Here is a 26,297-nt window from a genome sequence, read left to right as displayed (position 1 = left end):
CAGAATCCTGAGCATTAATGGCTCGGAGTGAATCGATGAAAACCTTTTTCCTGGGGCTGGCCCTGACAGCCGCCATAGCCGGTAATGCCTATGCTGCACAAGATTCCGATTCGACCCCGTGCGACGGGGTCGACAGCGACAACCAGACCCTGGAATGCTCCATCTACAGCCGCACCACTGCCGAGGAGCTGCTCAAGGAAAACTTCCAGAACCTGCTCAACCGGGTGCAGTCGCAATTTGTCGCCAACAAAACCCAGTACAACGACTTCACCAACAAGCTCAAAAGCGCCCAGCAGGCCTGGGAAAAACTGCGTGATGCCGATTGCGCCGTGGAAGTGTTCCCGTCGGCGGCGGGCAGCAAGGCGTACAAAATCAGCGAAAACGACTGTATTGCGCGGATGAGCGACGAACGTTCGGAATACATCGAGTCACTGGTGCAGGAATAAGCCGGCCAGTGGCTGCGTCTGAAAACGTGAGTGCTGGCAACCCGGGTGGTGGTTAGAGGTGACCAATGCGCTACCCTGTGTATTTGTCATGCAGGGCACAGGGAATTTCATGATCATTTGCGGTGTAGAAATCAAGGGCAGCGAAGCCATCTTCGCCCTGGCCACCGGTCAGAACGCGACCCTCAGCCACCTGCCATTGGCGACACGCAAGCTGGCGCTGGAAGATGACGACGAGTCGCTCAACGTCAAAGACTTCGCTACCCGGATTGCCGCTTTCGTACGGGAAAACGGCATCAGCCATATTGCCATCAAGAAACGCAGCAAAAAGGGCGAATTCGCCGGTGGCCCGACCACCTTCAAGATCGAGACGGTATTGCAGTTGCTGGCCGACTGCGAGGTGACCCTGCTGTCACCGCAGACCATCACCGCCCAACACAAGAAACACGCCATTGAACTGCCGGGCAGCCTCAACAAATACCAGCACGAGGCTTACAAAACAGCCTGTGCGGCGCTGTTGAAGAAGGCCTGACGGATCACCCACCACCTGTAGGGGTAATGCTGATCAGTCAAGCGATTATCCGGCTCAACTCGGTCCCGGTGGGAGGGGGCTAGCCGGGGTGCCGGACCACCCCGAAAGGGCCAGTAAAACCGGCACATCTGTTGTAGATGTACCTCTGTATTCGCCAGCAGAGCTGCCTCCCACAGGACTAAGCCGGTCTTGAGTGATAGGTATTATTCCTACTGACCGACCACAAAAAAACCCGCATCGCTGCGGGTTTTCTGTTCAGCGAATCAACACTCAGTTGATCCGGGCGTCCAGCTCGCCTTTGGCGTAGCGCTCGAACATGCGGTCCAGGGAGACCGGCTTGATCTTCGAGGCGTTGCCGGCAGTGCCGAACGCTTCGTAACGGGCGATACAGACATCACGCATGGCCACAACGGTCTTGGCCAGGTATTTGCGTGGGTCGAACTCGGCCGGGTTCTTGGCCATGAATTCGCGGATGGCACCGGTGGAGGCCAGACGCAGGTCGGTGTCGATGTTGACCTTGCGTACGCCGTGCTTGATGCCTTCGACGATTTCTTCAACCGGTACGCCGTAGGTCTCTTTGATGTCGCCGCCGTACTCGTTGATGATTTTCAGCCATTCTTGCGGAACAGACGACGAACCGTGCATCACCAGGTGGGTGTTGGGGATGCGCTTGTGGATAGCCTTGATCTGCTCGATGGCCAGGATGTCGCCGGTAGGCGGCTTGGTAAACTTGTAGGCGCCGTGGCTGGTGCCGATGGCAATGGCCAGGGCGTCGACGTTGGTGCGCTTGACGAAGTCAGCCGCTTCTTCCGGGTCGGTCAGCATCTGGCTGTGGTCCAGCACGCCTTCAGCGCCAACGCCGTCTTCTTCGCCGGCCATGCCGGTTTCCAGCGAGCCCAGCACGCCCAGCTCACCCTCTACCGACACGCCGCAGGCGTGGGCGAAGGCGACGACGCGACGGGTCACTTCAACGTTGTAGTCATAGCTGGCCGGGGTCTTGCCGTCTTCCATCAGCGAGCCGTCCATCATCACCGAGCTGAAGCCCAGCTGGATCGAGCGCTGGCAGATGTCAGGGCTGGTGCCGTGGTCCTGGTGCATGACCACCGGGATGTGCGGGAATTCTTCGATCGCCGCGAGGATCAGGTGACGCAGGAACGGGGCACCGGCGTATTTGCGGGCACCGGCCGAGGCCTGAACGATCACTGGGGAGTCGGTCTTGTCGGCCGCTTCCATAATGGCGCGCATCTGTTCCAGGTTGTTTACGTTGAAAGCTGGGACGCCATAGCCGAATTCGGCGGCGTGGTCCAACATCTGGCGCATGCTGATAAGTGCCATTGTCTGTTTCTCTCCCGGTCGGGTCGTTAATCGTGCAAGCCTGCCCCAGTGGCGGCTGCTGTTCAAGTAATGCGCAATCTGGACAGCTCTAAAAACTACCTGCGTTGCCATCGCTGCGTTGAAAACCGGCTCAAAATGCTCATTTACAACTCGTAAACTGCGCTTTCTCGCCGGTTTTCGCCTTGCGCTGGCTGCCTCGCCTACGTTTTTAGAGGTGCCCAACTGCGCGTGGTACATCGGCTGCGGGCTATCTACCGCTCATCGGGCCTTGCAGCCGCGACCGATCAAATCGTTGGTGGCAGACCAGTACACCAGGCCTTCATCACCGTTTCTGGCAAACGACAGTACGCCGTTGCCAAACAGTTCACCGGCGGCACCGGGCTCGGCCTGCAGATGAAACACCTGCTCGCTCTGGTTCAGGCGCACATCCACCGCCTTGCGGGCAGCGTCAGCGTAGCGCCAGGTGACCTCGGCCTTGCTGTCACAGACCCAACGGGTCCAAGGGTCTGCCGGTGCGGCAGACTTGAAGCTGGAGCAACCGCTCAATACCGCCAGCGCCGCAAGGGCAATCAGGCCTTTCATCAATTCTCCTGGACTGCCCTGGCGCGTATAAGGTCAAGGGCAGTGTTGTTCGTGTTTACCATCGTCAGCCGGCTCACCGGTGACCCGTGCTTCGACCCGCTGGCTGTTTTCTGTGGTCGGAACCTCCACAGAAGCGGGGCTGAACACCTCGCAGGCCTTGGAGCGGCTACCGGAGCCGCTACAACCGGCAAGCATCATGCAACTGAGCAACATCACAGCAACGATCTTCATGGCGAAACTCCTTTCTGGAAAGATCCACCCTGTAAATGACCGCCATATCGCAGGGATGTTGCCAGAAAGCGCCTTGCTCAATCAGCGACAGGCGACGTTGCCGACCTGCGGCGTGGGGTCATACCGGTCCCACACCTCCTGGCCGCCACGTTTGTAGACGACCTGGATGGTCTCGGCCTGCCAGGCAGTCTGATAGCAGCTCAACTGCAACGCCGCTTGCTGCTCTTCCCTGGCATCCTCAGCCGCAGGGCTGCCGGCACACCCGGCCAGCACCCCCACGATCAGCAACACCGGCATCGCCCTGACCATTTGCCACATCCTCAAGCCGCTCGGCTTATTGCGCCTTGGCGCGCTGCTCCAGCACTTCGACCGCAGGCAAGACTTTGCCTTCGACGAACTCCAGGAACGCGCCACCGCCGGTGGAAATATAGGAAATCTGCTCGCCCACTGCGTATTTGTCGATCGCCGCCAGCGTGTCACCGCCGCCTGCGATGGAAAACGCCGGGCTCTCGGCAATCGCCTTGGCCAGCACTTTGGTGCCATTGCCGAACTGGTCGAACTCGAACACGCCCACCGGGCCGTTCCACAGGATAGTCCGGGAAGATTTCAACAATTGGGCGAACTGCTCGGCTGTTTGCGGGCCGATGTCCAGAATCATGTCGTCATCGGCAACGTCAGCGATCAGCTTGACAGTGGCTTCTGCGTCTTCGGCAAAGGCCTTGGCGACGACCACGTCGACCGGCAGCGGGACGCTGACCTTGGCGGCGATGGCACGGGCGGTGTCGAGCAGGTCCGGCTCGTACAGCGACTTGCCGACCTTATGACCGGCCGCCGCGAGGAAGGTGTTGGCGATGCCGCCACCGACGATCAACTGGTCGCAGATGCCGCTCAGGCTGTTGAGCACGTCGAGCTTGGTCGACACCTTGGAGCCAGCGACAATGGCTGCCATCGGCTTGGCCGGCGCACCCAGCGCCTTGCCCAGTGCTTCCAGCTCGGCCGCCAGCAACGGGCCCGCCGCCGCAACCTTGGCGAACTTGGCCACGCCGTGGGTCGAGCCCTCGGCGCGGTGCGCAGTACCGAACGCGTCCATTACGAACACATCGCACAGCGCGGCGTATTTCTGCGCCAGCTCGTCAGCGTTCTTTTTCTCGCCCTTGTTGAAGCGCACGTTTTCGAACAGCACCACGTCACCGGCTTTGACTTCAACACCGTCGAGGTAGTCGGCCACCAGCGCGACTTCGCGGCCCAGCGCCTTGCTCAGGTAGTCGGCCACCGGCTTGAGGCTGTTTTCAGCCGAGAACTCACCTTCGACCGGACGGCCCAGGTGCGAGCAAACCATGACCGCTGCGCCTTTTTCCAGCGCCAGACGAATGGTCGGCAGGGACGCCAGAATGCGTGCGTCGCTGCTGACGGCACCGTCCTTGATCGGCACGTTGAGGTCTTCGCGAATCAGTACACGCTTACCTTGCAGGTCAAGGTCGGTCATCTTCAGCACGGTCATGAGGCGTTCCTGTCTTTACTGTTGTGGGTCTGCAACGCGCAGCAAATGACCTGCGACGTCGAGCATACGGTTGGCAAAGCCCCATTCGTTATCGAACCAGGCCAGCAGGTTGACCAGCCGGGGGCCGGACACGCGGGTCTGACTCGCATCGACAATCGCCGAATGGGGGTCATGATTGAAATCGCAGCTGGCATGCGGCAATTCGGTATACGCCAGCAAGCCTTTGAGCGGGCCGCTGCTGGCAGCCTCGCGCAGGATGCGATTGATTTCGGCGGCATCGGTGTCGCGTGCCACCTGCAAGGTGATGTCCAGGCACGAGACATTGACCGTCGGTACGCGAACTGCTTTGGCCTGAATTCGGCCCGCAAGTTCCGGAAGCAGGCGTTCAATGCCTCGCGCAAGGCCCGTCGACACCGGAATGATCGACTGAAATGCCGAGCGCGTACGACGCAAATCCTCGTGGTGATAGGCGTCGATCACCGGCTGGTCGTTCATCGCCGAATGGATGGTGGTGATGGTGATGTATTCCAGCCCCAGCGCTTGATCGAGCAGGCGCAGCAAAGGCACGCTGCAGTTGGTGGTACACGATGCCGCCGAGACCAGCAACTCGCGGCCCGTCAGCGTCTGCTGATTGATGCCATAGACAATCGTGGCATCGACGTCGGCCTCACTGGCCATCGGCTGCGAGAACAGCACCGACGGCGCACCGGCCGCCAGAAAGCGCTGGCCATCTTCGCGAGTGTTGTAGACACCCGAGCATTCGAGCACCAGGTCCGCGCCCAGGCTGGCCCAGTCGATGCCTTCGGGCGTCGGGCTGCGCAGCACGCGGATGCGGTGATCATCGATATGCAGATAGTCCCCCTCGACCCGCACATGGCCGGGGAAGCGGCCATGGGTAGAGTCGAAGCGGGTCAGGTATTCGAGACTGGCCATGTCGGCCAGATCGTTGATCGCCACCACCTCGAACCCGGCGCTGGCGCCACGCTCGCAGAGCGCACGCAAAACGCAGCGACCGATACGGCCATAGCCGTTCAGGGCAACCTTGTACACACGGGGTTGAGGCATGGTGGCTCACATTTCGGTAGGAGCGACCCTGGTCGCGAAAGGGCCGGGCCAGGCGATACATGTTTATCGCCTGGCAAGCCGGATTCGTGAGCAAGACGGATCGCCGCCCGCTCGCTCCCACATTGCAGGGCTATCAGTCTTCGAGCAGTTCTTCGGCGGTGCCCAGGATGTTCTCCAAGGTGAAGCCGAACTCTTCGAACAACGCTGCGGCCGGGGCCGACTCACCGAAGGTGGTCATACCGATCACACGGCCTTCCAGGCCGACGTACTTGTACCAGAAGTCTGCATGGGCAGCTTCGATAGCGATTCGCGCGCCGACCTGAACCGGCAGTACCGACTGCTTGTAAGCCGCGTCCTGGGCATCGAACACGTTGGTGCTTGGCAGCGAGACCACACGCACCTTGCGACCTTTGGCGCTCAGCGCATCAAACGCCTGCACGGCCAGACCGACTTCGGAACCGGTGGCGATCAGGATCAGCTCGGGTTCGCCAACGCTGTCGCGCAGCACGTAACCGCCACGGGCGATATTGGCCAGTTGCTCGGCATCACGGCTCTGGTGTGGCAGGTTCTGGCGCGAGAACACCAGCGCCGATGGGCCGTCGTTGCGCTCGATGGCGTACTTCCAGGCCACTGCCGATTCCACGGCATCGGCCGGGCGCCAGGTGTCGAGGTTTGGCGTGGTACGCAGGCTGGTCAGTTGCTCGACCGGCTGGTGAGTCGGGCCGTCTTCGCCCAGGCCGATGGAGTCGTGGGTGAAGACATGAATGACCCGCTTCTTCATCAGCGCCGCCATGCGCACGGCGTTACGAGCGTATTCCATGAAGATCAGGAAGGTCGCACCGTAAGGCACGAAGCCGCCATGCAGGGCGATACCGTTCATGATGGCCGCCTGGCCGAACTCACGCACACCGTAGTGCAGGTAGTTGCCGTTGGCGTCTTCACCGCTGATGCTCTTGCAGCCTTTCCAGATGGTCAGGTTGGAACCGGCCAGGTCAGCCGAACCGCCAAGGAACTCAGGCAGCAGCGGACCGAAAGCGCCCAGCGCGTTCTGGCTGGCTTTACGGCTGGCGATGGTTTCGCCCTTGGCGTTGACTTCAGCCACGTACGCTGCGGATTTTTCGGCGAAGTCGGCTGGCAGTTGACCGCTGACCCGGCGTACGAACTCGTTGGCCAGCTCAGGGAAGGCAGCGGAGTAAGCAGCAAAGCGCTGGTCCCACTCGGCCTCGGCGGCCAGGCCTTTTTCCTTGGCGTTCCACTCGCTGTAGATGTCGGCCGGCACTTCGAACGGACCGTGGTTCCACTTCAGCGCAGCGCGGGTCAGGGCGATCTCGTCGGCGCCCAGTGGCGCGCCGTGGGATTCTTCCTTGCCGGCCTTGTTCGGCGAACCGAAGCCGATAGTGGTCTTGCAGCAGATCAGGGTCGGCAGCGGGCTCTTGCGCGCGGTGTCGATGGCGGTTTTGATCTCGTCGGCGTCATGCCCGTCGACATTGCGGATCACCTGCCAGTTGTAGGACTCGAAGCGCTTTGGCGTGTCATCGGTGAACCAGCCTTCGACTTCACCGTCGATGGAGATGCCGTTGTCGTCATAGAAGGCGATCAGCTTGCCCAGGCCCAGGGTGCCGGCCAGGGAAGCGACTTCGTGGGAAATGCCTTCCATCATGCAGCCATCGCCCATGAACACATAGGTGTTGTGGTTGACGATTTCATGACCTGGGCGGTTGAACTGCGCCGCCAGGGTTTTTTCCGCGATTGCGAAGCCCACTGCGTTGGCGAAACCCTGACCCAGCGGGCCAGTGGTGGTCTCGACGCCAGGGGTGTAGCCATACTCGGGGTGACCCGGGGTGCGGCTGTGCAGTTGGCGGAAGTTCTTCAGGTCGTCGATGGACAGGTCGTAGCCGGTCAGGTGCAGCAGCGAGTAGATCAGCATCGAACCATGGCCGTTGGACAGCACGAAGCGGTCGCGGTCGGCGAACGACGGGTTGGCCGGGTTGTGCTTCAGATAATCGCGCCAAAGGACTTCGGCGATATCCGCCATACCCATGGGGGCACCTGGGTGGCCGCTGTTGGCTTTTTGCACGGCATCCATGCTCAGGGCACGAATGGCATTGGCACGCTCACGACGGCTAGGCATCGCTGATCTCCTGGGAAGTAAAGAATTGGGAGCAGAAAAAGGCGTCCATTTTCCCTCAGCCTCTGGCTGGGGGCAATGAAAGATAGTCACCTGAGCGCTTTTTTCCTGCCATGCAGGCTTTGTTGGCCTTTAACCGGCTCAAGGATAGACCGCAGCGGCGGGTTGGCGACGCCGGTTTACTGACATCGCGGGCAATATCAAAACTTTTTGATATTGATCTTGCAGCTTATTCAGAGCGTGACTAGACTGCGAACCTATGAATCTACCCGCGCCAGCAGTACGCCATGATGATTGCGACGAACTGTCTGCCTTGTGCAAGGCTGGCGGCGACCCGTTGCGGCTTAATGTGCTGCGTGCCCTGGCCAACGACTCGTTCGGGGTGCTGGAACTGGCGCAGATCTTCGCCACCGGTCAGTCCGGCATGAGCCACCACCTCAAGGTGCTGGCCCAGGCCGGTCTGGTTGCCACGCGCCGCGAAGGCAACGCCATTTTCTACCGCCGCGCCCTGCCCCATAGCGGGCTGACCGGCGGACGCCTGCATGCGGCGCTGCTCGATGAAGTCGATGCCCTGGCGTTGCCGGTCGAGGTCAAGGCGCGAATCGACGCGGTGCACCAGCAACGCGCCGCAGCCAGCCAGGACTTTTTTGCCCGGGTTGCCGACAAGTTCAATGCCCAGCAAGACCTGATCGCAGGTCTTGCGCAGTACCGCGACAGCCTGCTGGCGTTGCTCGACAAACTGGTGTTCGCGCCGCAGGCCAAGGTGCTTGAGGTCGGCCCCGGTGATGGCAGTTTTCTGCCCGACCTGGCCCAGCGTTTTGCCCATGTCACGGCCATGGACAACAGCCCGGCCATGCTCGAACTGGCCCGCAAACTGTGTGAGCGCCAGGGCCTGGACAACGTGGAATTGCGCCTGGCCGATGCACTGAACGACGCTAAAGTACAGGTCGATTGCGTCGTTCTGAACATGGTGCTTCATCATTTCGCAGCGCCTGCCGATGCTCTTGGGCAACTGGCAGAGCACTTGCAACCCGGCGGTAGCCTGCTGGTGACGGATTTATGCAGCCACGACCAGAGCTGGGCCAGGGAGGCCTGTGGCGATCTCTGGCTGGGCTTTGAACAGGATGACCTGGCCCGCTGGGCCGTCGCTGCCGGGCTAGTCCCCGAACAGAGCCTCTACGTGGGCTTACGCAATGGTTTCCAGATCCAGGTACGCCAATTTCAGCGGCCGGCTGGTGACACTTACCCTCGATTTACTTCAGGAAACCCGTAGACATGAGCGAATACTCAATTTTCACCTCCGAGTCCGTCTCCGAAGGACATCCGGACAAGATCGCCGACCAGATTTCCGATGCGGTTCTGGATGCCATCATCGCGGAAGACAAATTCGCCCGTGTCGCGGTCGAAACCCTGGTCAAGACCGGCGTGGCAATCATCGCCGGCGAAGTCACCACCTCGGCCTGGGTCGACCTGGAAGACATCGTCCGTAACGTGATTCTCGACATCGGCTACAACAGCTCCGACGTCGGCTTCGACGGCGCTACCTGCGGCGTGATGAACATCATCGGCAAGCAGTCGGTAGACATCGCCCAGGGCGTTGACCGCAGCAAGCCTGAAGACCAGGGTGCGGGCGATCAGGGCCTGATGTTCGGCTACGCCAGCAACGAAACCGACGTGCTGATGCCAGCACCGATCACCTTCTCCCACCAACTGGTCCAGCGCCAGGCCGAAGCGCGTAAATCCGGCCTGCTGCCATGGCTGCGTCCGGACGCCAAGTCGCAGGTCACCTGCCGCTACGAAGACGGCAAAGTGGTCGGCGTCGACGCTATCGTGCTGTCGACCCAGCACAACCCGGAAGTGTCGTACAAAGACCTGCGTGAAGGCGTGATGGAGCTGATCGTCAAGCACGCCATCCCGGCGCACCTGCTGCACAAAGACACCCAGTTCCATATCAACCCGACCGGCAACTTCATCATCGGTGGCCCGGTGGGCGACTGCGGCCTGACCGGCCGCAAGATCATCGTCGACAGCTATGGCGGCATGGCCCGTCACGGCGGTGGCGCATTCTCCGGCAAGGACCCATCGAAGGTTGACCGCTCGGCGGCCTACGCCGGTCGTTACGTGGCCAAGAACATCGTGGCTGCGGGCCTTGCCGACCGCTGCGAAATCCAGGTTTCCTACGCCATCGGCGTGGCCCAGCCAACCTCGATCTCGCTGAACACCTTCGGCACCGGCAAGCTGTCGGACGACAAGATCATCCAGCTGGTGCGCGAGCACTTCGACCTGCGTCCATACGCGATCACTACCATGCTCGACCTGCTGCACCCGATGTACAAGCAGACCGCAGCCTACGGCCACTTCGGTCGCAACCCGTTCGAAATGACGGTCGGCGAAGACACCTTCACCGCCTTCACCTGGGAAAAAACCGACCGCGCCGCCGCCCTGCGCGCCGCTGCCGGCCTGTAATACCGACCGGTATTAGCCAAAGCCCCGGCACCCTCGGTGTCCGGGGCTTTTTTGCGCCCGTCATAAAACCGGCGCCTGAAAAAAATCGAGTGACCTGCGTCACAAAATCGGCGCACCTGTGGGAATTTTCTGAGTTGTAGCCTGTCTGTATGGGCGTCGATACACACCATGAAACATTCGTAACACTGATCGACATCCTCAGGGCGTACCGCCCTTCCCTCGGGGTCGCCCAGACCAGACCCCGGCATCAACGATGGAACGCTTATGCCAGTCTTCTCCCGGACATGGATGGCCTCGTGCACCCTGGTGTTTGGCCTCGCCTCCCAATTACCCGCCCACGCTGCGGGCCTGCCGACACCCGGTGAGCAGGACCTGATTCGCGACCGCCAGGACCGCCTGCTGGAAGAACAGCGCCGTCGCCTCGAAGAACTCAAGACCCTGCCCGGCCAACAGGCCGAGCCGAGCGCGCCATCGGCCGCGACCGAACAACGTTGCTTCGATATCCAGCGCATCGAGCTAAAGGGCGCAGAGTCACTGTCCGAAGCCGAGCGCAAAAAACTGGTCAGCCCCTGGGTCGGCAAATGCCTGGGCGTGCCGCAGCTCAACGAAGTGCTCAAGGCCATCACCGACCACTACCTGAACAAGGGCATGGTCACCACCCGCGCCTACCTGCCGCAACAGGACCTATCTCAGGGCGTACTGCACGTGCTGGTGGTCGAGGGCAAGCTGGAGAGCCTTGGCAGCGAGGGGCCGGGCAAAGTCTCCGAACGTGAACTGGCCATGACTTTCCCCGGCAAGCCCGGCGAGGTGCTTAACCTGCGCGACATCGAGCAGATGGTCGACCAGTTCAACCGCCTGCCGTCGCGGCGGGTGCAAACCCGCCTGACACCCGGCCAGGCCATTGGCGGCAGTAACGTGCTGGTCGACAACACGCCAGACAAACCCTGGCGCGCCAGCCTGTCGCGGCATAACGACGGCCAGCGCAGCACCGGCGAACAGCAATGGAGCACCGGTCTTGAGTGGGACAGCCCGCTGGGGCTGGCCGACCAGTTGCGCCTGCGCGGCGGCCATGACGCGCTGAGCGACCATCGCAAAACCTCGAAGAACTTCCTGCTGGGCTACGAGGTGCCGTGGGGCTGGTGGAACTTCAGTTACTACTACAGCGAAAGCGACTACCGGGCGCTGGGGCAAGCCAGCACCTTTGACTTCAAGCAAAGCGGCGACAGCCAGAGCCACCAGTTGCGCGCCGAGCGGGTGATCCACCGCGATGCGCTGAGCAAGACCTCGATCAATACCGGCCTGTCGCACCTGCGCACCAACAACTACGTCAACGATGAAAAGCTCGGCACCAGCAGCAATCGCATCACCGAGGCCCAGTTCGGCATCACCCATGGCCGGCGGGTCGGCGGCTCGTTCGTCAACCTCGACCTGGGCATGCAACAGGGCATCGGCGCCCTGGATGCACAAGGTAACCATGACCCGAACGGCAATCGTCCAGGCCCCGGCATCCCCACCGCCCGCTACCGCAAGTACACCGGTACCGTCAGTTACCTGTACCCCTTCCAGCTATGGGGCGAGCGGCTGACCTTCAGCAGCCTGGCCACCGGCCAACACAGCGAGGATGCACTGTACAGCCCGCAGCGTTTGAGCCTGGGCGGGGTGTCTTCGGTGCGCGGTTTCAAGGACCAATACCTGTCAGGCGACAGCGGCGGCTACTGGCGCAACGAGCTGCGCCTGACCCGCCCGGTCGGCCTCGACTGGCTGCGCCCGGCGTTCAGTGAATATGGCGCGGCCATCGGCTACGACCAGGGCGTGATCAGCAATGACCGCTACAACGGCGCGCAGCACGGGCGGTTGTCCGGCCACTCGTTCGAGCTCTTTGCCCGCGGCCGCAACGTGGCGACCTCGGTGACTTTCGCCCACTCGCTGGAACGCCCCTCGGTGATTGAGCGCGAAAGCCCGGTGTATTTCCGGATCGATTTTTTCCTTTAAACGACGACGCTTCAACGAGGTATCCACATGGATGTCAATGCTCCGGCCCGCCTGGCGGACAAGCCTTCTATTGCCCAGCAAAACACCGAGCGTCGTCACAGCGCCCTGCAACGCGCCCTGGCGCTGGTGCTGGCCAATGCCCTGTTCTGGCAACCGATCCTGGTCCAGGCCCAAGGCGTGGTCGCCAGCAACCCCAACACCCAGGTCGGCCAGGCCGGCAACGGCGTGCCGGTGGTCAACATTGCCGCGCCCAACGCCAGCGGCCTGTCGCACAACCAGTACCAGCAGTACAACGTCGATGCTCAGGGGCTGATTCTCAACAACGCCACCGACACCGCCCAGGCCACCCAACTGGGCGGCATCATCCAGGGCAACCCGAACCTGCAGGGCCAGGCCGCCGGGGTCATTCTCAACGAAGTAACCGGCGCCAACCCCAGCCAGCTCAAGGGCTACACCGAAGTCGCCGGGCAGGCAGCCAAGGTCATCGTCGCCAACCCGCACGGCATCACCTGCAATGGCTGCGGCTTCATCAACACCCCGCAAGCCACGCTGAGCACCGGCAAACCCGTACTCGACGCCAACGGCCAGTTGCAGCGCTTCAATGTGCAGGGCGGCAGCGTGGCGATCGAAGGTGCGGGCCTGAATGCCAGCAATGTCGAGCAGTTCGACATCATCACCCGCAGCGCCAGAATCAACGCCCAGCTGCACGCCAACAAACTCAACGTGATCACCGGGCGCAACGACGTCGACGCACAAACGCTGGCGGCCACGCCGCTGGCCGATGACGGCAGCAGCAAACCGGAACTGGCCATCGACAGCTCGGCGCTGGGCGGCATGTATGCCGGTGCCGTAAAACTGGTCGGCACCGAAGCCGGGGTAGGCGTGAAGCTGGCCGGGGACCTGGCCGCCAGTGGTGGCGATATCCAGATCGACGCCAACGGCCAGTTGACCATGGCCCAGTCTGCCGCCAGCGGCAACATCGTCGCCAAGGCTCGCGACATCGACGTCAGCGCGCCGATGTATGCCGAGGGGCAAGTACAGCTCAATGCCGACAAGACCCTGACCAACCGCAAGAGCATCGCCGCCGGGCAGGTCGTGAGCCTGCAGGCTGACCAGTTGAACAACAGTGGCCGGGTAGAAGCCGGGGTCAACGCCGACAACAGCCGCAACAAGACCGGCGATGTGCGGGTGGCCGCACGCAACATGACCAACCAGGGCAGCGTCACCGCCAGCCGCGACCTGACCGCCAACGTCGATGCGCGCCTCGACAACCGCAAAGGTCAGCTGCTTAGCCAGGACAGCCTGAACGTCAGCGCCGGGCAACTGGACAACCAGGACGGCAAGCTGCTCAGCGACAACAGCCTGACCGTCAAGGGCGGCGCCCTGGACAACGGCAATGGCACCCTGAGCGCCATCAAGTCGGTGACGGTGCAGAACGACCGGCTGACCAACCGCAGCGACGGCCAGGTCACCAGCGGCGGCGCACTGAACCTGCACGTGCAGAACCTCGACAACCTCGGCGGCATGGTGTCTGCCCGCGAAACCGTGACCGTCAAGGCCGGCCGTTTCGACAACAGCAACGGCACCCTGGTCGGTAGCGGCGGTGTGAACCTGGAACTGCTCCAGCAACTGACCAACAGCAACGCCAAGGTGGTCAGCGGCGGCGACCTGCTGATCAGCGGCAACGCCCAGATCGACAACCGCAATGGCCGGCTCAGCAGCCAGGGCTTGCTGAGCCTGATGGCCGCCCAGGTGGATAACCGCAACAAGGGCGTGATCACCGCCAACAGCCTGTCGATCGACGCGAAAAACATCGATAACCAGAACGGCATCCTGTTCAGCAAAGGACGGCTGCAACTGCGCGGCAGCGGTCTGGACAACCGCAACGGCGAAATCGCTGGTAACCAGTTGGACTTCGGCCTGACCGGCGCCCTGCTCAACAGCTACGGCGTGATCGAAAGCAGCGCCAGCCTGACGCTGGGCGCCGCCCGCCTGGACAATAGCCAAGGCCAGATCGGCGCACTGGGCAGCACCGGCACCACCGAACTGAACATCAGCGGCACGCTGGACAACAGCCGCGGCCGCTTGCAAAGCGCCAATCAGCACATGGACTTCAGCCTCGGCCGGCTGACCAATAACGAGGGCGTCATCGCCCACGCCGGCAGCGGCCGCCTGGGCCTGGGGCTGCCTCTGTTGCAAGACGCCGGTGGTCGCGTGTCGAGCAACGGCACTCTGAGCCTGAGCGGCGAGCGCTGGACCAACAGCAGCAACGTGCAGGCCGCCAATCTGGACCTGGACATCGCCACCCTGACCCAGACTGAAGGCGGCCGGCTGATTGCTGCCAAGCGCTTTACCGGGCGGGGCCAGAACTGGACCAACAACGGCCTGATCGGTGCCGACGGCGACCTGACCCTCTCCCTGAGCGGCAGCTACACGGGGGCCGGCCGGCTGACCAGCCTCGGCACGCTGGAGCTCAGCGCGCCGAGCGTGCTCAACCGGGGCATCATCACCAGCGCTGGCGACATGCGCCTGCTGGTCAACGATTTCACCAACCAGCGCGGCCACCTCTACAGCCTGGGCGACCTGCAGATCAGCGCCGATGCCGCAGGCGCCAACGCCAACAGCATCATCAACCGCTCCGGCACCCTGACCAGCGACGGCGACATGCTGCTGGCCGCCCGCTCGATCCAGAACATCCGCGACCTACTGACCGTCAACGACGCCGGGATCTACAGCGCGCAAATCAACGAAATCGCCTGCACCACCGCCGGCACCGGCAACCTGGACTGCAGCGGCGGCAAGGAACACCACGTCTGGAATATCCAGCAACTGGAAAAGCTTGAAGTCACAGCCTTCAGCGAGGCCTCCAGCATCACTGCCGGCGGCGATATCACCCTGCGCGGTACGGATTTCCTCAACAGCAGCAGCACCCTGGCCAGCAGCGGTGCGCTGACCGCCAACTTCAGCAACAACTTCAGCAACATCGGCGTAGTGCCCAGCACCACCCACACCAGCCGTACCTTCATCTCCGAGCGCACCCGCAGCCCGGGCGGCTGGTATGCCTTGGCTGACGACTTTACCCAGCGCTATTCACAGGGCGGTGCGCGTTACAACGCCAACGATCTGGGCGGCCTTGAAGCGGCGATGAGCAACTTCATCGCCAGCACTGAACGGGAAGTCACCGAGCTGCGCACCATCAACCGCCAGACGCCTGACCAGCAGAGCTTTGCGGCGCTGATCCAGGCCGGCGGCAACGTCTCCATCGAGACTGGCAACAACTTCGACAACCGCGCCGTGCAGCGCGGCTTCACCTACGTCAGTGGCGGCGAGCGGACCAACATCGACGCGCCGGGCACCGCCCACGCCACCGCCATCCGCCTCGACAGCCAGCTGTCGCCGGACCTGGCCCAGCAGCAGATCAACCCCACCACCCTGCCCGGCTTCAGCCTGCCCAGCGGCCAGAACGGCCTGTTCCAGCTGGCTGACGAGGCCAGCGGCGGCGCCCTGCTCAACACCACCGGCGCCGGTAGCCACCCGTACCTGATCGAGACCAACCCGGCACTGACCGACATGCGTCAGTTCCTCAGCTCCAGCTACCTGCTCGACAACCTCGGCTACAACCCCGACACCCAATGGAAACGCCTTGGCGACGGCTACTACGAGCAGCGGCTGGTCCAGCAAGCCGTGGTCTCGCGCACCGGCCAGCGTTACCTGGCCGGCCTGACCAGCGACGAAGCCACCTTCAAATACCTGATGGACAACGCCCTGGCCAGCCGCGACGCGCTCAAGCTCAGCGTTGGCGTGTCGCTGACCGGCGAACAGGTCGCGGCCCTCACCCACGACATCGTCTGGATGGAAGAACAGCAGGTACAAGGCCAGCGCGTGCTGGTGCCCGTGCTGTACCTGGCCCAGGCCGACAACCGCCTGGCCGCCAACGGCGCGCTGATCCAGGGCAACGACCTGCAACTGATCGCCGGCAACAACCTCAACAACGTCGGCACCCTGCTCAGCCGCAACAACCTCAGCGCCAAGGCAGGCAACACCCTGCTCAACAGCGGCCTGATCCAGACCGAACAACGCCTGGCTCTGGAGGCCGATAACAACCTGATCAACCACGCCGGCGGCGTGATCAGCGGCCACGACGTCAGCCTGCTGGCCAAAGACGGCAGCGTCAGCAACGAACGCAGCGTCACCCGTCATCAGAGCGCCATGGGCGCCTCTGTATGGCGCGAAGACTTCGCCGACAACCCGGCCCGCATCGAATCGGCCGGCGACCTGCAGGCCAAGGCCGGCAAGAACATCAACAACATCGGCGGGGTGATGCAGGCACAGGGCGGCGTGCGCCTGGAGGCCGGGCAGGATGTGAACATCGCGGCGGTTGAAACACAAACTCGCCGTGCCAATGGACCCAATCAGGTCAACAGCACCATCACACAAAATGGCGCGCAGCTTAGCGCTACAAAAAACAGCTCGATAAATGCTGAGCGCAACCTGGATATCACCGCCAGCCAGGTGAACACCCAGGGCAACCTCGCACTGAGCGCCGGCCAGGACATCCGTGTTCAGGCGGCAGCCAATCAGAACGAATACATTTCACGCAGCAAGAAGGTCTCGGAAGAGAACCGCACGATCAAGCAACAAGCCAGCGATCTGCAAGCCGAGGGGAATCTGTCACTCGATGCAGGCAACAACCTTGAGGTGGTCGCCAGCAAGCTCAAAGCCCAAGGCAACGTCACCCTTGATGCCGCTCAGGATATTTCTTTGACCTCTGCTCTGGACGAAGAAGCCCGGTTTTTCTCCAAACGAAGCAAAGGCTCGTTCAGACGCAGCAGCAGCGAACAACGTGAAAGCTACGCCAGCACCAATGTTGCGACCCGCGTAGAGGCCGGTCAGGACATATTGGTCAACGTTACCAAGGGCGATGACGGCAGCATCGGTATCAACGGGGCAGAAAATGTCACAGTCATCGGCAGCCAGTTAAAGGCCGGTAACGATCTGATGATGGGCGCCAGCACTGATGTCGCGGTGTTGTCGGGCGTTGAAGAGCACGGCGCTTACAGCGAAAAGAGCAAGTCCGGGTTCATGGGACTGTCCAAAAGTGGCAAGAGCGAACTACAAACCAGCGCCACCCAGGTAGGCAGTGAGCTTCGGGCCGACGGTGACGTGGTCGTCGCCTCAGGCAAGGATATTCGTCTGCGTGCCAGCGCAATCAAAGCAGATAACGATGTAGAACTCAGATCTGGGTTAGTCGATAAAACTGGCGACATCAATCTGGTTGCGGCTAACGACGAAGCTTACAGCCGTAGCGAGGAATACCGGAAAAAGGCTGGCCTGTCAGTTTCGGGCGGTTTTCTGTCAATCAGCTCCGCCAAGCAGGCTGGGCGCGAGGCAAAAAGCAGCACGAGCGTTGGCAGTCAGGTAATTGCCGAACGTGATGCGTCTTTGCAGGCTGAACGTGACATCAACGTGGTCGGCAGCCGCATCCAGGCTGGCGGAAATGTGAACCTAGATGCCGGCCGGGATGTAAATATCCTGGCAGCACAGAACAGCCATGCCGAAAGCGACTGGGAGAAAAAACGCCAGAGTGGTATAGGCATTTCAGGTGATGACAACGGTGTCACGCTGTTCGCCGGTATCGAACGCAACGCCGAGAAAAATCGGGTCGAACAACAGACCGCCGCAGCCAGCCAGATCAGCGCTCGTCAGGATCTGGGCATTCGCGCCAAACAAGACATCAATCAGGTTGGTTCGGACCTGCTAGCCGTCAATGACATCGACCTGACGGCCGGGCGCAACATCCGTATCGATTCTGCCACCGAAACGCTGCTCACCGAGCAACAACGCGAGCAGCAACGCAATGGTCTGAGCGCCACGGCCAACCATAATTTCGGAAGCACCAAAGATGCCGTGAACAAAGCTGGTCAAGGCGAAGACAACGTCAGCAAGGCCTCCAGCACCCTGCGCGCCATCGACAGCGTCAGCCATTTCCTGTCCGGCCCGACCGGCGACGGCAAGTTCGGCAAAAGCACGCAGAGCACCATCGAGCAGAGCATCGAACAGACCAGCCGAGGTTCGACTCTGGACGCTGGCAACGACGTAACGCTGTCGGCCAATAACGATGTGCAGGTGTTCGGCGGCCAAATGCGCGCTGGTCGCGATATTAATGTCAGCGGTCGCGATGTCATGCTGGACGTGGCGAAAAACAGCTCCAGCCAGGAAACCCGCGAGCGCCAGAGCTGGAGTGGCGTACATGGCGGCACCAGCGGCGGGTTCAAACTCGGCGTTGGCGGCAGCAACGGCCAGGTCAGCAGCGACGCCAGCCAAAGTGGCTCAACCGCTACCGTCCTTGAAGTTGGCCGGGATATCAACCTGCTGGCCCGTAACGACTTGACTCTGGTTGGCACTCAAGCTACGGCCGATCGCAACATCAATTTGCACGCCGGGAATGACCTGAATGTTCGTGCAGCGCGTAATGATCTCGACAGCCAGAACACCCGCAAAAGTGGCGGTGGCGAAGTCGGCCTCAGCGTCGGCTCGAAAGGTGTAGGTGTCTACGCCAGCGTCAACCTTGGCCGCGGCAATCTGGAGCGAGACAACCAACTCCAGCAACCGGCCTATTTGTATGCAGGCAATCTTCTGTCATTCACTAGTGGCCAAGACACCAACATCAACGGTGCCATCCTGCGCGGTGATGAAGTGCTTGGCCGCGTGGGCCGCGATCTGAATGTTTCATCGGCCATCGACACCGGTAAGGCTGAAGGCAAGGAATACGATGTGAGCGTCACCGTCACCTTGGGTCCTGGTTCCGGAGTGAGTGGTTCTGCGGGGTACGGCAGAACCAACGGTTCGACCCGCTGGGTGCAAGACCAGACGCGGATTACTGGTAAAAACAGCGTCGATGTACGCACCGAAAAGCATACCCAGCTCGATGGCGCACTGATTGCCGCCGATAACGGCAACCTCAAGCTCGACACCGGCACTCTGGGCTTCAGCGACATTGCCGGCAAAGACAAAGAGCACGGCTTTTACCTGAACGCGGGTGGTTCCTATGGCACCGACACCCGGGATGCGTCCGTTGAAGGCAAGGGCTCCAAGGACTCCGACGGCTGGAACCTCGAAGGCTGGAACTACGAAAGAGACCGTGAACAAAGCGTCCGCGCTACCGTGGGTAGCGGCAAGATCGTGGTGCGCAATGATGCACAGACCGGTGCCGACTCCACAACCGGACTGAACCGGGATGTCGATAAGGCGTATGAGATCACCCGTGATGATGAAAAGCGCACGGATGTTTACGCTTCAAGCCGGTCCATCAACGCTGCAAGAACGCCTTTCACCACCGTCGAAAACTGGTCCGACCAGCTACTAACGTACGATGAAACCGCTCAGCAGAACTACGAGCAGGCGACTCGTGACGCAAACCTGGCGATCAACCGGATCGAGAAAGCCTTAGGCCGGAAGTTGGACTCAGGTGCAACCACCCTAGAGGGGGCAGACTTCGCCGAGCAGACTTTTGAGTCGCTGCTACGTGCGGGCTTGAGTCGCAGCCAGGCAACGAAGGTCATGGAAAGCCCAGACTTTCAGGAAAAGGTATTGAGCGAGCTCGCCTTCATCGCTGGCGTGGAGCTTCATGAGGTCAAAAAAGCCACCGAAGCCCTTCAGAAGGAAATCGAGAGCCTCAAAAACTCGGCCCCGATCGTGCTGGACAGCACCTATGTAGATGCATCTGAAGAGGAAGAACTCACCGCAGCTCAGAATGTCCTGCGCTCAATGGCGGCCATCAACAGCTATGCGGCGGAACACCCTACAGAGCTGGAAGCCGTCCAGATAGCCATCACCTTGGCCCAAGGCCCTAAAGGTATGATCCAGATGATCGCCTTTAAGGCAATCGAGGAGACGCCTGAAGGCAAAAAGATCTTGACCGAGATGGCTCAGGCCAGCGAATTACTGGGCAAGAAAATCGCAAATCTGATTGAAGATAAAGAACTCCACGACGACATCCCCGACGAGTTTTCTCTGATCGGCGGCGGCGTGTTGATGACGGGCATCGTGACTGGCGTGGTCGCTGGTCGTAATGGTAAGAAAACAGGCAAAGACGCTTCCTCAACTGCCGACTCCAGAACCTACACCGTTGCCAACAACGAAAAGCGCAGAGACCCCTGCTGCTTCGCCGCCGGGACCAAAGTTTCGACCCCCTACGGCGACCGCGCTATCGAGACACTCAGGATCGGCGATATCGTCTGGAGCAAACCGGAAAAAGGCGGCAAGCCCTTCGCCGCCGCCATCACTGCCACTCACGTTCGTAACGATCAGCCGATCTACCGCCTGACCCTGAAAGGCGCGGATGAACAAGGCAACGAGAAGCGCGAGCACCTGCTGGTCACCCCGAGCCATCCGTTCTATGTTCCGGCTCAGCGAGATTTCATCCCGGTCAGCGACCTCAAGACTGGCGACCGACTGCAGTCACTGGCCGATGGCGCGACCGAGAACACCTCGTCCGAGGTCGAGTCTCTGGAGCTTTACGCACCGGTAGGGAAGACGTATAACCTGACAGTCGATGTGGGGCATACGTTCTATGTCGGTGATCTGAAGACCTGGGTGCATAACACTGGGCCTTGTGATCCGGCTGGGCGGGGTGAGGCAGGGAGTGGTGGTGCAAGAGGATCCGAGACCTCAAGTGATACTCCCAAGGGAGTAACCAACCCAGAAATTTCTAAACTCGATCGGCCATCAATTCCTGAAGGTATGACACAAAGTCAATTTGGGAAGAACGTAATTGGGTGGGGAGCTAGACCAGAAGGAGCATTACAGCGCCTTGAGACCATCAACTCATCAGATGTAGCGTCAATGCAAAAGCAAGGATTGACGCGTGAGATGGCAACCCAATGGAAAGACTTTTATTCTAATGAGTTTGCGAGGAACGCTAATAATTTTACTGCAAGAAACCGCGTTAAACTAATGCAGAAAATTCTGGACAACTGGAACTAACGAACATCATGAGAATCAACTGCAAAAATGGGACATCTGAAGCCATGCTACTTATTGTTGAACCTTGGGCTGAAGAGTATTGGCTTGAGCCCGGAGTCTCGGTTGATGTCATAGGTAAAGGAGGGGCAATTGATGGGAGCTTCGAAGTGGAATACTTCGACAAAGGCATTATTTTTTATGGATGGGAAGGTAGTGTGGTTTCAGTATTTGTAAATGGCCAAGAACTAGCCCCAAGCCAACAATGTTGATTTTTGGCACAAAGGGTTCTTTGATCCCGCTCAGCACAGCGCCCACCCGCAGTGCTGAAGCAGACCGCCACTCCTGCCTCGAGCAACAGACAGCCCTATAAAAAGGTGAGGTTTATGGGGCGCATACAACGAACTGGTGCAGCAACGCGATAAACAGCGATATCGTCGTGGCATTATTGATCGCGACCAGCCTCTGATGCTCTACATCCGCCTCGACAGCCAACTGTCGCCGAACCTGCCCAAAAACTCCTAGCCACTGGGCAGAACGGCCTGTTCCAACCTACCTCACTGCCGGAGCGGCAAGTGCAGCCATTGGTATAAAACCGCGATTGGCGGCAGCATCCGCGTGCCATTGCTGGACGCTGCCAAAAATCTTCAACAAGCCGCTGAATCCAACACCACAACCAATGACCCTCGCATGCAGGGTCTGGCAGCGCTGAACACCGCCATGAGCGCCAAACGCGCTTACGACACCGTGCAGGATGTTGCGCAAAACGGCATCGGTTTCAAGGTCAGCCTCAGCCTGGGCAATACACAAAGTCATAGCGAAAGCAGCCAGTCTGGACAGAATGTCGTTTCCAGCGGTCTGGCCGCTGGGCGCGACGTAAATATTCGTGCCACAGGCGCAGGCCAGGACAGCAACATCAATGTCGTGGGCAGCTCCATTGAGGCCGGCAATAACGTCAACCTGAAGGCCGATGGCGATATCAATCTGCTCTCCGCGCAGAATACCGCCAGGCAGGATGGCTCCAACGGCAACAGCGGCTGGAGCGTAGGCATCGGCTTTACCGTTGGCGGCACACAGAACGGCTTCACACTGGATCTGGCCGCTAACAAAGGCCAGGGTAAATCCGAGGGCGACGACGTCACCCAGACCAACACCTCCATCAAGGCCGGCAACCAGGCGACGCTGATCAGTGGCCGCGACACCAACCTCAAAGGCGCGGTCGTAACGGCCAATCAGGTTCAGGCCAACGTAGGCCGTGACCTGAATATCGAGAGCCTGCAGGACACCAGTAAATACAAATCCAAACAGACCGATGCCAGCGTCGGGATCAGCATTTGTATTCCACCGTTTTGTTATGGCATCCCCGGCAGTGACGCCATTACCGCCAGCGGCAGTGCTGGTTTCAACCATCAGAAAATGCAGAGCGACTACGCCAGTGTTACCGAGCAATCAGGTATCAAAGCCGGCGATGGTGGCTTCCAGATCGAGGTCAAGGGCAATACCGGGCTTACTGGCGGCGTTATAGCAAGTAACGATAAAGCGGTGGAGCAAAACCTCAATAGTTTGAGCACCGGAACCCTTACATGGACCGATATCAAGAACAAGGCTGAATACGACGCGAACAGTATCGGTTTAAGCGGGGGCGCCGGCGCTGTCATTGCCCGCGGCTCAGATAACACCTTGCAAGCCGGTGCCCCCGGTCGAAAAGCGGCGGACATTGAGGGAGTCAGCGCCAACGCACCGATAGCGCTGGTTGCCAGCGGTGATGCCCGCAGCACCACCCGCAGTGGCATCAGCGGGGCCAACGTCACCATCACCAGTGAGGCGGGCCAACAAGCACTAACCGGGCAAACCGCCGCCGCAACCATCGCGGATATCAATACCGATGTGTCCAGCGAACGCGATGGCAGCAACAAGCTCAAGCCGATCTTCGATGCTGAAGAAATTCAGAACAACTTCGCGATCACCAGCACCTTCATACAAAACACCGGCATCTATCTGGAGGAGCGGGCCAGGGAAGTCGACGCCAAGAACAAGCAGGCCGACGAGGAACTGGAAGCACTGAAAAACCCAACCCTCTCCGACAAGGAGCGAGAGACCCACATCGCCAATTACAACAGCCTGAAAGAACAGGCTCGGCAAATCGACAATGACTGGGGCTCTGGCGGCACTTATCGGCAGATCACCGTTGCGCTCACTGCTGGGGCCTCCGCGAATGTAACGGGCGGCACCAGCCAGTTCGCGCAGAACATGCTGGTCAACTACGTGCAGCAGGAAGGCTCTTCTGCCATCGGCAAGATGGTCGAAAAGGGGTTGAAAGAAGGCAGTCCCGAACACGCCGCCTGGCACGCCATGCTGGGCTGTGCAGGCGCTGCCGCCAGCCGGCAAAGCTGCTCGGCAGGCGCGATGGGCGGTGCGGCTTCCAGCTTCCTGACGACCTTCTTCTCCGAAACCAGTGCCGATGAGTCCAACGCCTCACGCGAAGCCAAACGCAATGTGATCGCCAGTCTGGTCACCGGTATCGCGGCCATGACTGATCCGTCCGCAGCGGCTACCAGCACCAACGCTGCCATCGCCAACGTGGACAACAACTGGCTGGCGACCCAACAGGTCATCCAATACAAGAAGGAATACAACGAGGCTAAAACGCCCCAGGAGAAAGTAGCTGTATTCCTGAAATGGGAGAAAACCTCACTCGATCAGGATGTACTGACCGGGGTAGGAATTGCCAAGGGCTTCAAGGATGGCATGGCCGGTATAGGGGTCGACACCCTCAACAGTGCCGTGAGCATGCTGCGCGATCCGCAAGCGCATATCGACGCCGTGATCGCGTTTGTCGACTCCCCGGAAGTCAGGGATCGGCTGAAACAACACATCCACGCCCAACTTAGGGAGAAACTCGAAAAAATCGACCAGGCCCTTGAGCACGGTGGCGACGAAAATGCCGAGATGCTGGGCAAGATGATGGGCGAGGTCACTGCCGTCGTCATCAGTACCGTGTCCACCGGCGGTGGCGGCGCAGCCACCAAGTCCGCAACACTTTCGGAAATGGGAATTCTCATCTCTGGCAAAAAGCTTGAACAGCTTGCCACCACGGTGAAGCTGGAGAAGGTCACCGAGAACTTCGCTCAGGCCGGGAAGCCAGGCAGGGATCCGGACGTGCCGTTTATAGAGACGGTTACGACGGCAGGCAAGACAGTAGACCAGATAGAAATTCCGTCTTGGTACAAAGAGGACAGTTCAGCAGGCGCGATGCTTGCTCGTCCAGCAAATTTACCGGAGGGCTCCAGGGTTTTCGTAAATACCAAGACCGGAAACGTCGAGGTACTGATCCCTGAAAAAGGCCTCCATGTCGTAAGAGGCGAAGGTGGATTAGAGGTAAAGGATGGTGGTAGGTTAGCGAATCTGAAGGCGGCAGAGGCGAACATCGCCGAGGCGCAGAAGACCAATAGTTCAGTAGGGAGTGTTGGGGCAAAAGAAGCAGGTACATCCTTAGAGCGAGGTCTTGCCTATGACAATCCATCAAACCTCGTCCAAAATCGTGTAAGTGAAATTCAGTCACAAATACCTGCGAACTCTCAAGGCCGAATAACTATGGGTGTTGCGGTAGTAGAGGATGCGAATGGTGTTCGCTCTGTTCTAGTCAGTACAAGTGAACCTCGGGGCTATCTCCGTCCTGGAGTGAGTTTGCAAGAAGGCGAGAAGGTAGTTGTTGGAACTGGCCACGCAGAAGCGGATATTGTCAGCTATGCCAACGCTAACGGATTGAAAGTTGTTGATATCGGTGCGACACGCCCTGTCTGTGCATCATGTCAGAACGTAATTGAGCCGACAGGGGCCAATGTGTCAACGCCATTAAAACCACAGCCAAAGGCCAAACAATGATTATGCGTTTAGAAATGGTTGAGAAAGAACTTGTAGAAAAGCTCAAGTTAGTCAGTGAGGAGCGACGAAGAAGTGCTGTAAAAGTGGCTTGCGAACTTGCTTTTCAGGCCTGTCCAGTAGAGGTGCCTATTGTTGTCGAGTCTCTTAGGCAGCTACGATCAGGCAATAAACTCGCGACTGATCAGGTTTCTGGGCTAGATGCTTTAGCTGCACAGTTAGATGAGAAGTATTTTGACTTGCAAGACAATCTGGATGAAGGGCAAAACTTAAATGGAGAAGGCCTTCAGCTGTTTAGCCAAGCTCGTGCTGTATCGGCGCTGTCCTTAGCTGGTGGAGAGGATTCGCTTATGACAGCGACTGAAGCAATATATGAGGCATCATCAGCTGTCGATGATGGAACTCATATTTTTAAAGCAGTACTTTCGGTTTTGCTAGAGTCTTAATCAGCAGGTGTTTTTGCTTTGGCTGATATCCGGCGCACTCTTGCGCCGGTATTTTCAGTTGCTGTTGCACCCTGCATGTGTAACAGGCGAAGGTGGATTAGAGGTAAAGGATGGTGGTAGGTTAGCTAATCTGAAGGCGGCTGAGGCGAACATCGCCGAGGCGCAGAAGGCCGATAGTTCAGTAGGGGGTACTGGTGAAAAAGGAGTGTCAGGTTCGAATCTGACGAGAGACGAATTGATCTCGGGCTTGTCTGGAGGAACTAAGATCACGCCGGAAATGTGGTTGATATCCGTAGATTGCCAGATGGCCGAACAGTCTGGTTGGAAAAGGGTACTGATGCTGCTGGATTGCAACATATCTATAAACAACACAAAGTCGACCTTCTCAACAAGGGAATCTCGCGCAATGATATTCCAACGATAGTAATGAACGCTCTTGAGCGTGGTGACATTATCGGGACCAATGGTTCGGCTAATGTTTATCGTGTTACGCACAATGGTGTTGAGCAAAATATTGCAGTCGGTGTTGGCTCAAACGGTTTCGTAGTTCGAGCTAATCCGGTAAGTTTTTGGAAGCCATTGCTATGATTAGATTAAGACTAACAAGTGAATATTTGGCCGGGCCAATATTTTGCCCAGATCCGGATAGAGTGGGGCACGTTGACATCGAGGATTTACCCATCTCTCAAGAGTTGATGGCGAAAATCAGGAGTTGGGACGAAGAGTACCAAGC

General features: G+C 59.7%; 17 protein-coding genes. 10 read left to right on the top strand and 7 right to left on the bottom strand.

The window, feature by feature from the left end; all coding sequences use genetic code 11:
* Nucleotides 1-35 precede the first annotated feature (35 nt).
* Both NJC38_RS05990 and NJC38_RS05985 read left to right on the top strand, forming a co-directional pair.
* Entirely contained in the window at nucleotides 36-446 is a 411-nt protein-coding gene (locus NJC38_RS05990; RefSeq protein ID WP_253112112.1) for a lysozyme inhibitor LprI family protein, read from the top strand.
* A 109-nt stretch (nucleotides 447-555) separates the two neighbouring features.
* Nucleotides 556-975, top strand: a complete 420-nt coding sequence (locus NJC38_RS05985) for a DUF3010 family protein (RefSeq protein ID WP_253112110.1) — start codon at nucleotides 556-558, stop codon at nucleotides 973-975.
* A gap of 270 nt (nucleotides 976-1,245) precedes the next feature.
* On the opposite strand, the gene fba is transcribed toward NJC38_RS05985, so the two are convergent.
* The 7 genes from fba to tkt all read right to left on the bottom strand — a co-directional run bounded on the left by fba (nucleotide 1,246) and on the right by tkt (nucleotide 7,820).
* Entirely contained in the window at nucleotides 1,246-2,310 is a 1,065-nt protein-coding gene (gene fba, locus NJC38_RS05980) for a class II fructose-bisphosphate aldolase (protein WP_045486265.1), read from the bottom strand.
* 258 nt (nucleotides 2,311-2,568) lie between these two features.
* A complete protein-coding gene (locus tag NJC38_RS05975) occupies nucleotides 2,569-2,892 on the bottom strand; it encodes an MliC family protein (protein WP_045486262.1) in 324 nt (107 codons plus the stop codon).
* A gap of 33 nt (nucleotides 2,893-2,925) precedes the next feature.
* Nucleotides 2,926-3,123, bottom strand: a complete 198-nt coding sequence (locus tag NJC38_RS05970) for a hypothetical protein (RefSeq protein WP_253112108.1) — start codon at nucleotides 3,121-3,123, stop codon at nucleotides 2,926-2,928.
* An 81-nt stretch (nucleotides 3,124-3,204) separates the two neighbouring features.
* Complete coding sequence (locus NJC38_RS05965; RefSeq protein ID WP_045486257.1) at nucleotides 3,205-3,432, bottom strand: lipoprotein; 228 nt, start codon at nucleotides 3,430-3,432, stop codon at nucleotides 3,205-3,207.
* 25 nt (nucleotides 3,433-3,457) lie between these two features.
* A complete protein-coding gene (locus tag NJC38_RS05960) occupies nucleotides 3,458-4,624 on the bottom strand; it encodes a phosphoglycerate kinase (RefSeq protein WP_045486255.1) in 1,167 nt (388 codons plus the stop codon).
* Between the two features lie 15 nt (nucleotides 4,625-4,639).
* Nucleotides 4,640-5,689 carry an erythrose-4-phosphate dehydrogenase gene (epd, locus tag NJC38_RS05955; RefSeq protein WP_045486253.1) on the bottom strand — a complete coding sequence of 350 codons (1,050 nt, stop codon included), beginning with the start codon at nucleotides 5,687-5,689 and terminating at the stop codon, nucleotides 4,640-4,642.
* Nucleotides 5,690-5,822: 133 nt separating this feature from the next.
* Entirely contained in the window at nucleotides 5,823-7,820 is a 1,998-nt protein-coding gene (gene tkt / locus NJC38_RS05950) for a transketolase (protein ID WP_045486250.1), read from the bottom strand.
* Nucleotides 7,821-8,076: 256 nt separating this feature from the next.
* Between tkt and NJC38_RS05945 the strand changes: the two genes are divergently transcribed.
* The 8 genes from NJC38_RS05945 to NJC38_RS05910 all read left to right on the top strand — a co-directional run bounded on the left by NJC38_RS05945 (nucleotide 8,077) and on the right by NJC38_RS05910 (nucleotide 26,152).
* A complete protein-coding gene (locus tag NJC38_RS05945; RefSeq protein ID WP_045486247.1) occupies nucleotides 8,077-9,090 on the top strand; it encodes a metalloregulator ArsR/SmtB family transcription factor in 1,014 nt (337 codons plus the stop codon).
* 2 nt (nucleotides 9,091-9,092) lie between these two features.
* Complete coding sequence (gene metK, locus NJC38_RS05940) at nucleotides 9,093-10,283, top strand: methionine adenosyltransferase (protein ID WP_045486244.1); 1,191 nt, start codon at nucleotides 9,093-9,095, stop codon at nucleotides 10,281-10,283.
* Between the two features lie 288 nt (nucleotides 10,284-10,571).
* A complete protein-coding gene (locus tag NJC38_RS05935; RefSeq protein WP_253112253.1) occupies nucleotides 10,572-12,275 on the top strand; it encodes a ShlB/FhaC/HecB family hemolysin secretion/activation protein in 1,704 nt (567 codons plus the stop codon).
* A gap of 27 nt (nucleotides 12,276-12,302) precedes the next feature.
* Entirely contained in the window at nucleotides 12,303-21,260 is an 8,958-nt protein-coding gene (locus NJC38_RS05930) for a DUF4951 domain-containing protein (RefSeq protein WP_253112106.1), read from the top strand.
* A gap of 8 nt (nucleotides 21,261-21,268) precedes the next feature.
* Complete coding sequence (locus tag NJC38_RS05925; protein WP_253112104.1) at nucleotides 21,269-21,508, top strand: hypothetical protein; 240 nt, start codon at nucleotides 21,269-21,271, stop codon at nucleotides 21,506-21,508.
* 346 nt (nucleotides 21,509-21,854) lie between these two features.
* Complete coding sequence (locus tag NJC38_RS05920) at nucleotides 21,855-25,121, top strand: hemagglutinin repeat-containing protein (RefSeq protein ID WP_253112102.1); 3,267 nt, start codon at nucleotides 21,855-21,857, stop codon at nucleotides 25,119-25,121.
* A complete protein-coding gene (locus NJC38_RS05915; protein ID WP_253112099.1) occupies nucleotides 25,118-25,564 on the top strand; it encodes a hypothetical protein in 447 nt (148 codons plus the stop codon). Before NJC38_RS05920 ends, NJC38_RS05915 begins: the two co-directional genes overlap by 4 nt.
* 321 nt (nucleotides 25,565-25,885) lie before the next feature.
* Entirely contained in the window at nucleotides 25,886-26,152 is a 267-nt protein-coding gene (locus NJC38_RS05910) for a hypothetical protein (RefSeq protein ID WP_253112097.1), read from the top strand.
* Nucleotides 26,153-26,297: the final 145 nt, after the last annotated feature.

Source organism: Pseudomonas sp. 21LCFQ010, from assembly GCF_024129905.1.
Classification (GTDB): domain Bacteria; phylum Pseudomonadota; class Gammaproteobacteria; order Pseudomonadales; family Pseudomonadaceae; genus Aquipseudomonas.
Note: the sequence above shows the minus strand (reverse complement) of the source record. Positions and strands in the feature narration are given on the sequence as shown.

Bases quoted from the DNA above. Each gene is read 5' to 3' on its own strand.
- NJC38_RS05990 (WP_253112112.1), top strand. From the start codon at position 36: ATGAAAACCTTTTTCCTGGGGCTGGCCCTGACAGCCGCCATAGCCGGT.
- NJC38_RS05985 (WP_253112110.1), top strand. From the start codon at position 556: ATGATCATTTGCGGTGTAGAAATCAAGGGCAGCGAAGCCATCTTCGCC.
- fba (WP_045486265.1), bottom strand. From the start codon at position 2,310: ATGGCACTTATCAGCATGCGCCAGATGTTGGACCACGCCGCCGAATTC.
- NJC38_RS05975 (WP_045486262.1), bottom strand. From the start codon at position 2,892: ATGAAAGGCCTGATTGCCCTTGCGGCGCTGGCGGTATTGAGCGGTTGC.
- NJC38_RS05970 (WP_253112108.1), bottom strand. From the start codon at position 3,123: ATGAAGATCGTTGCTGTGATGTTGCTCAGTTGCATGATGCTTGCCGGT.
- NJC38_RS05965 (WP_045486257.1), bottom strand. From the start codon at position 3,432: ATGGTCAGGGCGATGCCGGTGTTGCTGATCGTGGGGGTGCTGGCCGGG.
- NJC38_RS05960 (WP_045486255.1), bottom strand. From the start codon at position 4,624: ATGACCGTGCTGAAGATGACCGACCTTGACCTGCAAGGTAAGCGTGTA.
- epd (WP_045486253.1), bottom strand. From the start codon at position 5,689: ATGCCTCAACCCCGTGTGTACAAGGTTGCCCTGAACGGCTATGGCCGT.
- tkt (WP_045486250.1), bottom strand. From the start codon at position 7,820: ATGCCTAGCCGTCGTGAGCGTGCCAATGCCATTCGTGCCCTGAGCATG.
- NJC38_RS05945 (WP_045486247.1), top strand. From the start codon at position 8,077: ATGAATCTACCCGCGCCAGCAGTACGCCATGATGATTGCGACGAACTG.
- metK (WP_045486244.1), top strand. From the start codon at position 9,093: ATGAGCGAATACTCAATTTTCACCTCCGAGTCCGTCTCCGAAGGACAT.
- NJC38_RS05935 (WP_253112253.1), top strand. From the start codon at position 10,572: ATGGCCTCGTGCACCCTGGTGTTTGGCCTCGCCTCCCAATTACCCGCC.
- NJC38_RS05930 (WP_253112106.1), top strand. From the start codon at position 12,303: ATGGATGTCAATGCTCCGGCCCGCCTGGCGGACAAGCCTTCTATTGCC.
- NJC38_RS05925 (WP_253112104.1), top strand. From the start codon at position 21,269: ATGAGAATCAACTGCAAAAATGGGACATCTGAAGCCATGCTACTTATT.
- NJC38_RS05915 (WP_253112099.1), top strand. From the start codon at position 25,118: ATGATTATGCGTTTAGAAATGGTTGAGAAAGAACTTGTAGAAAAGCTC.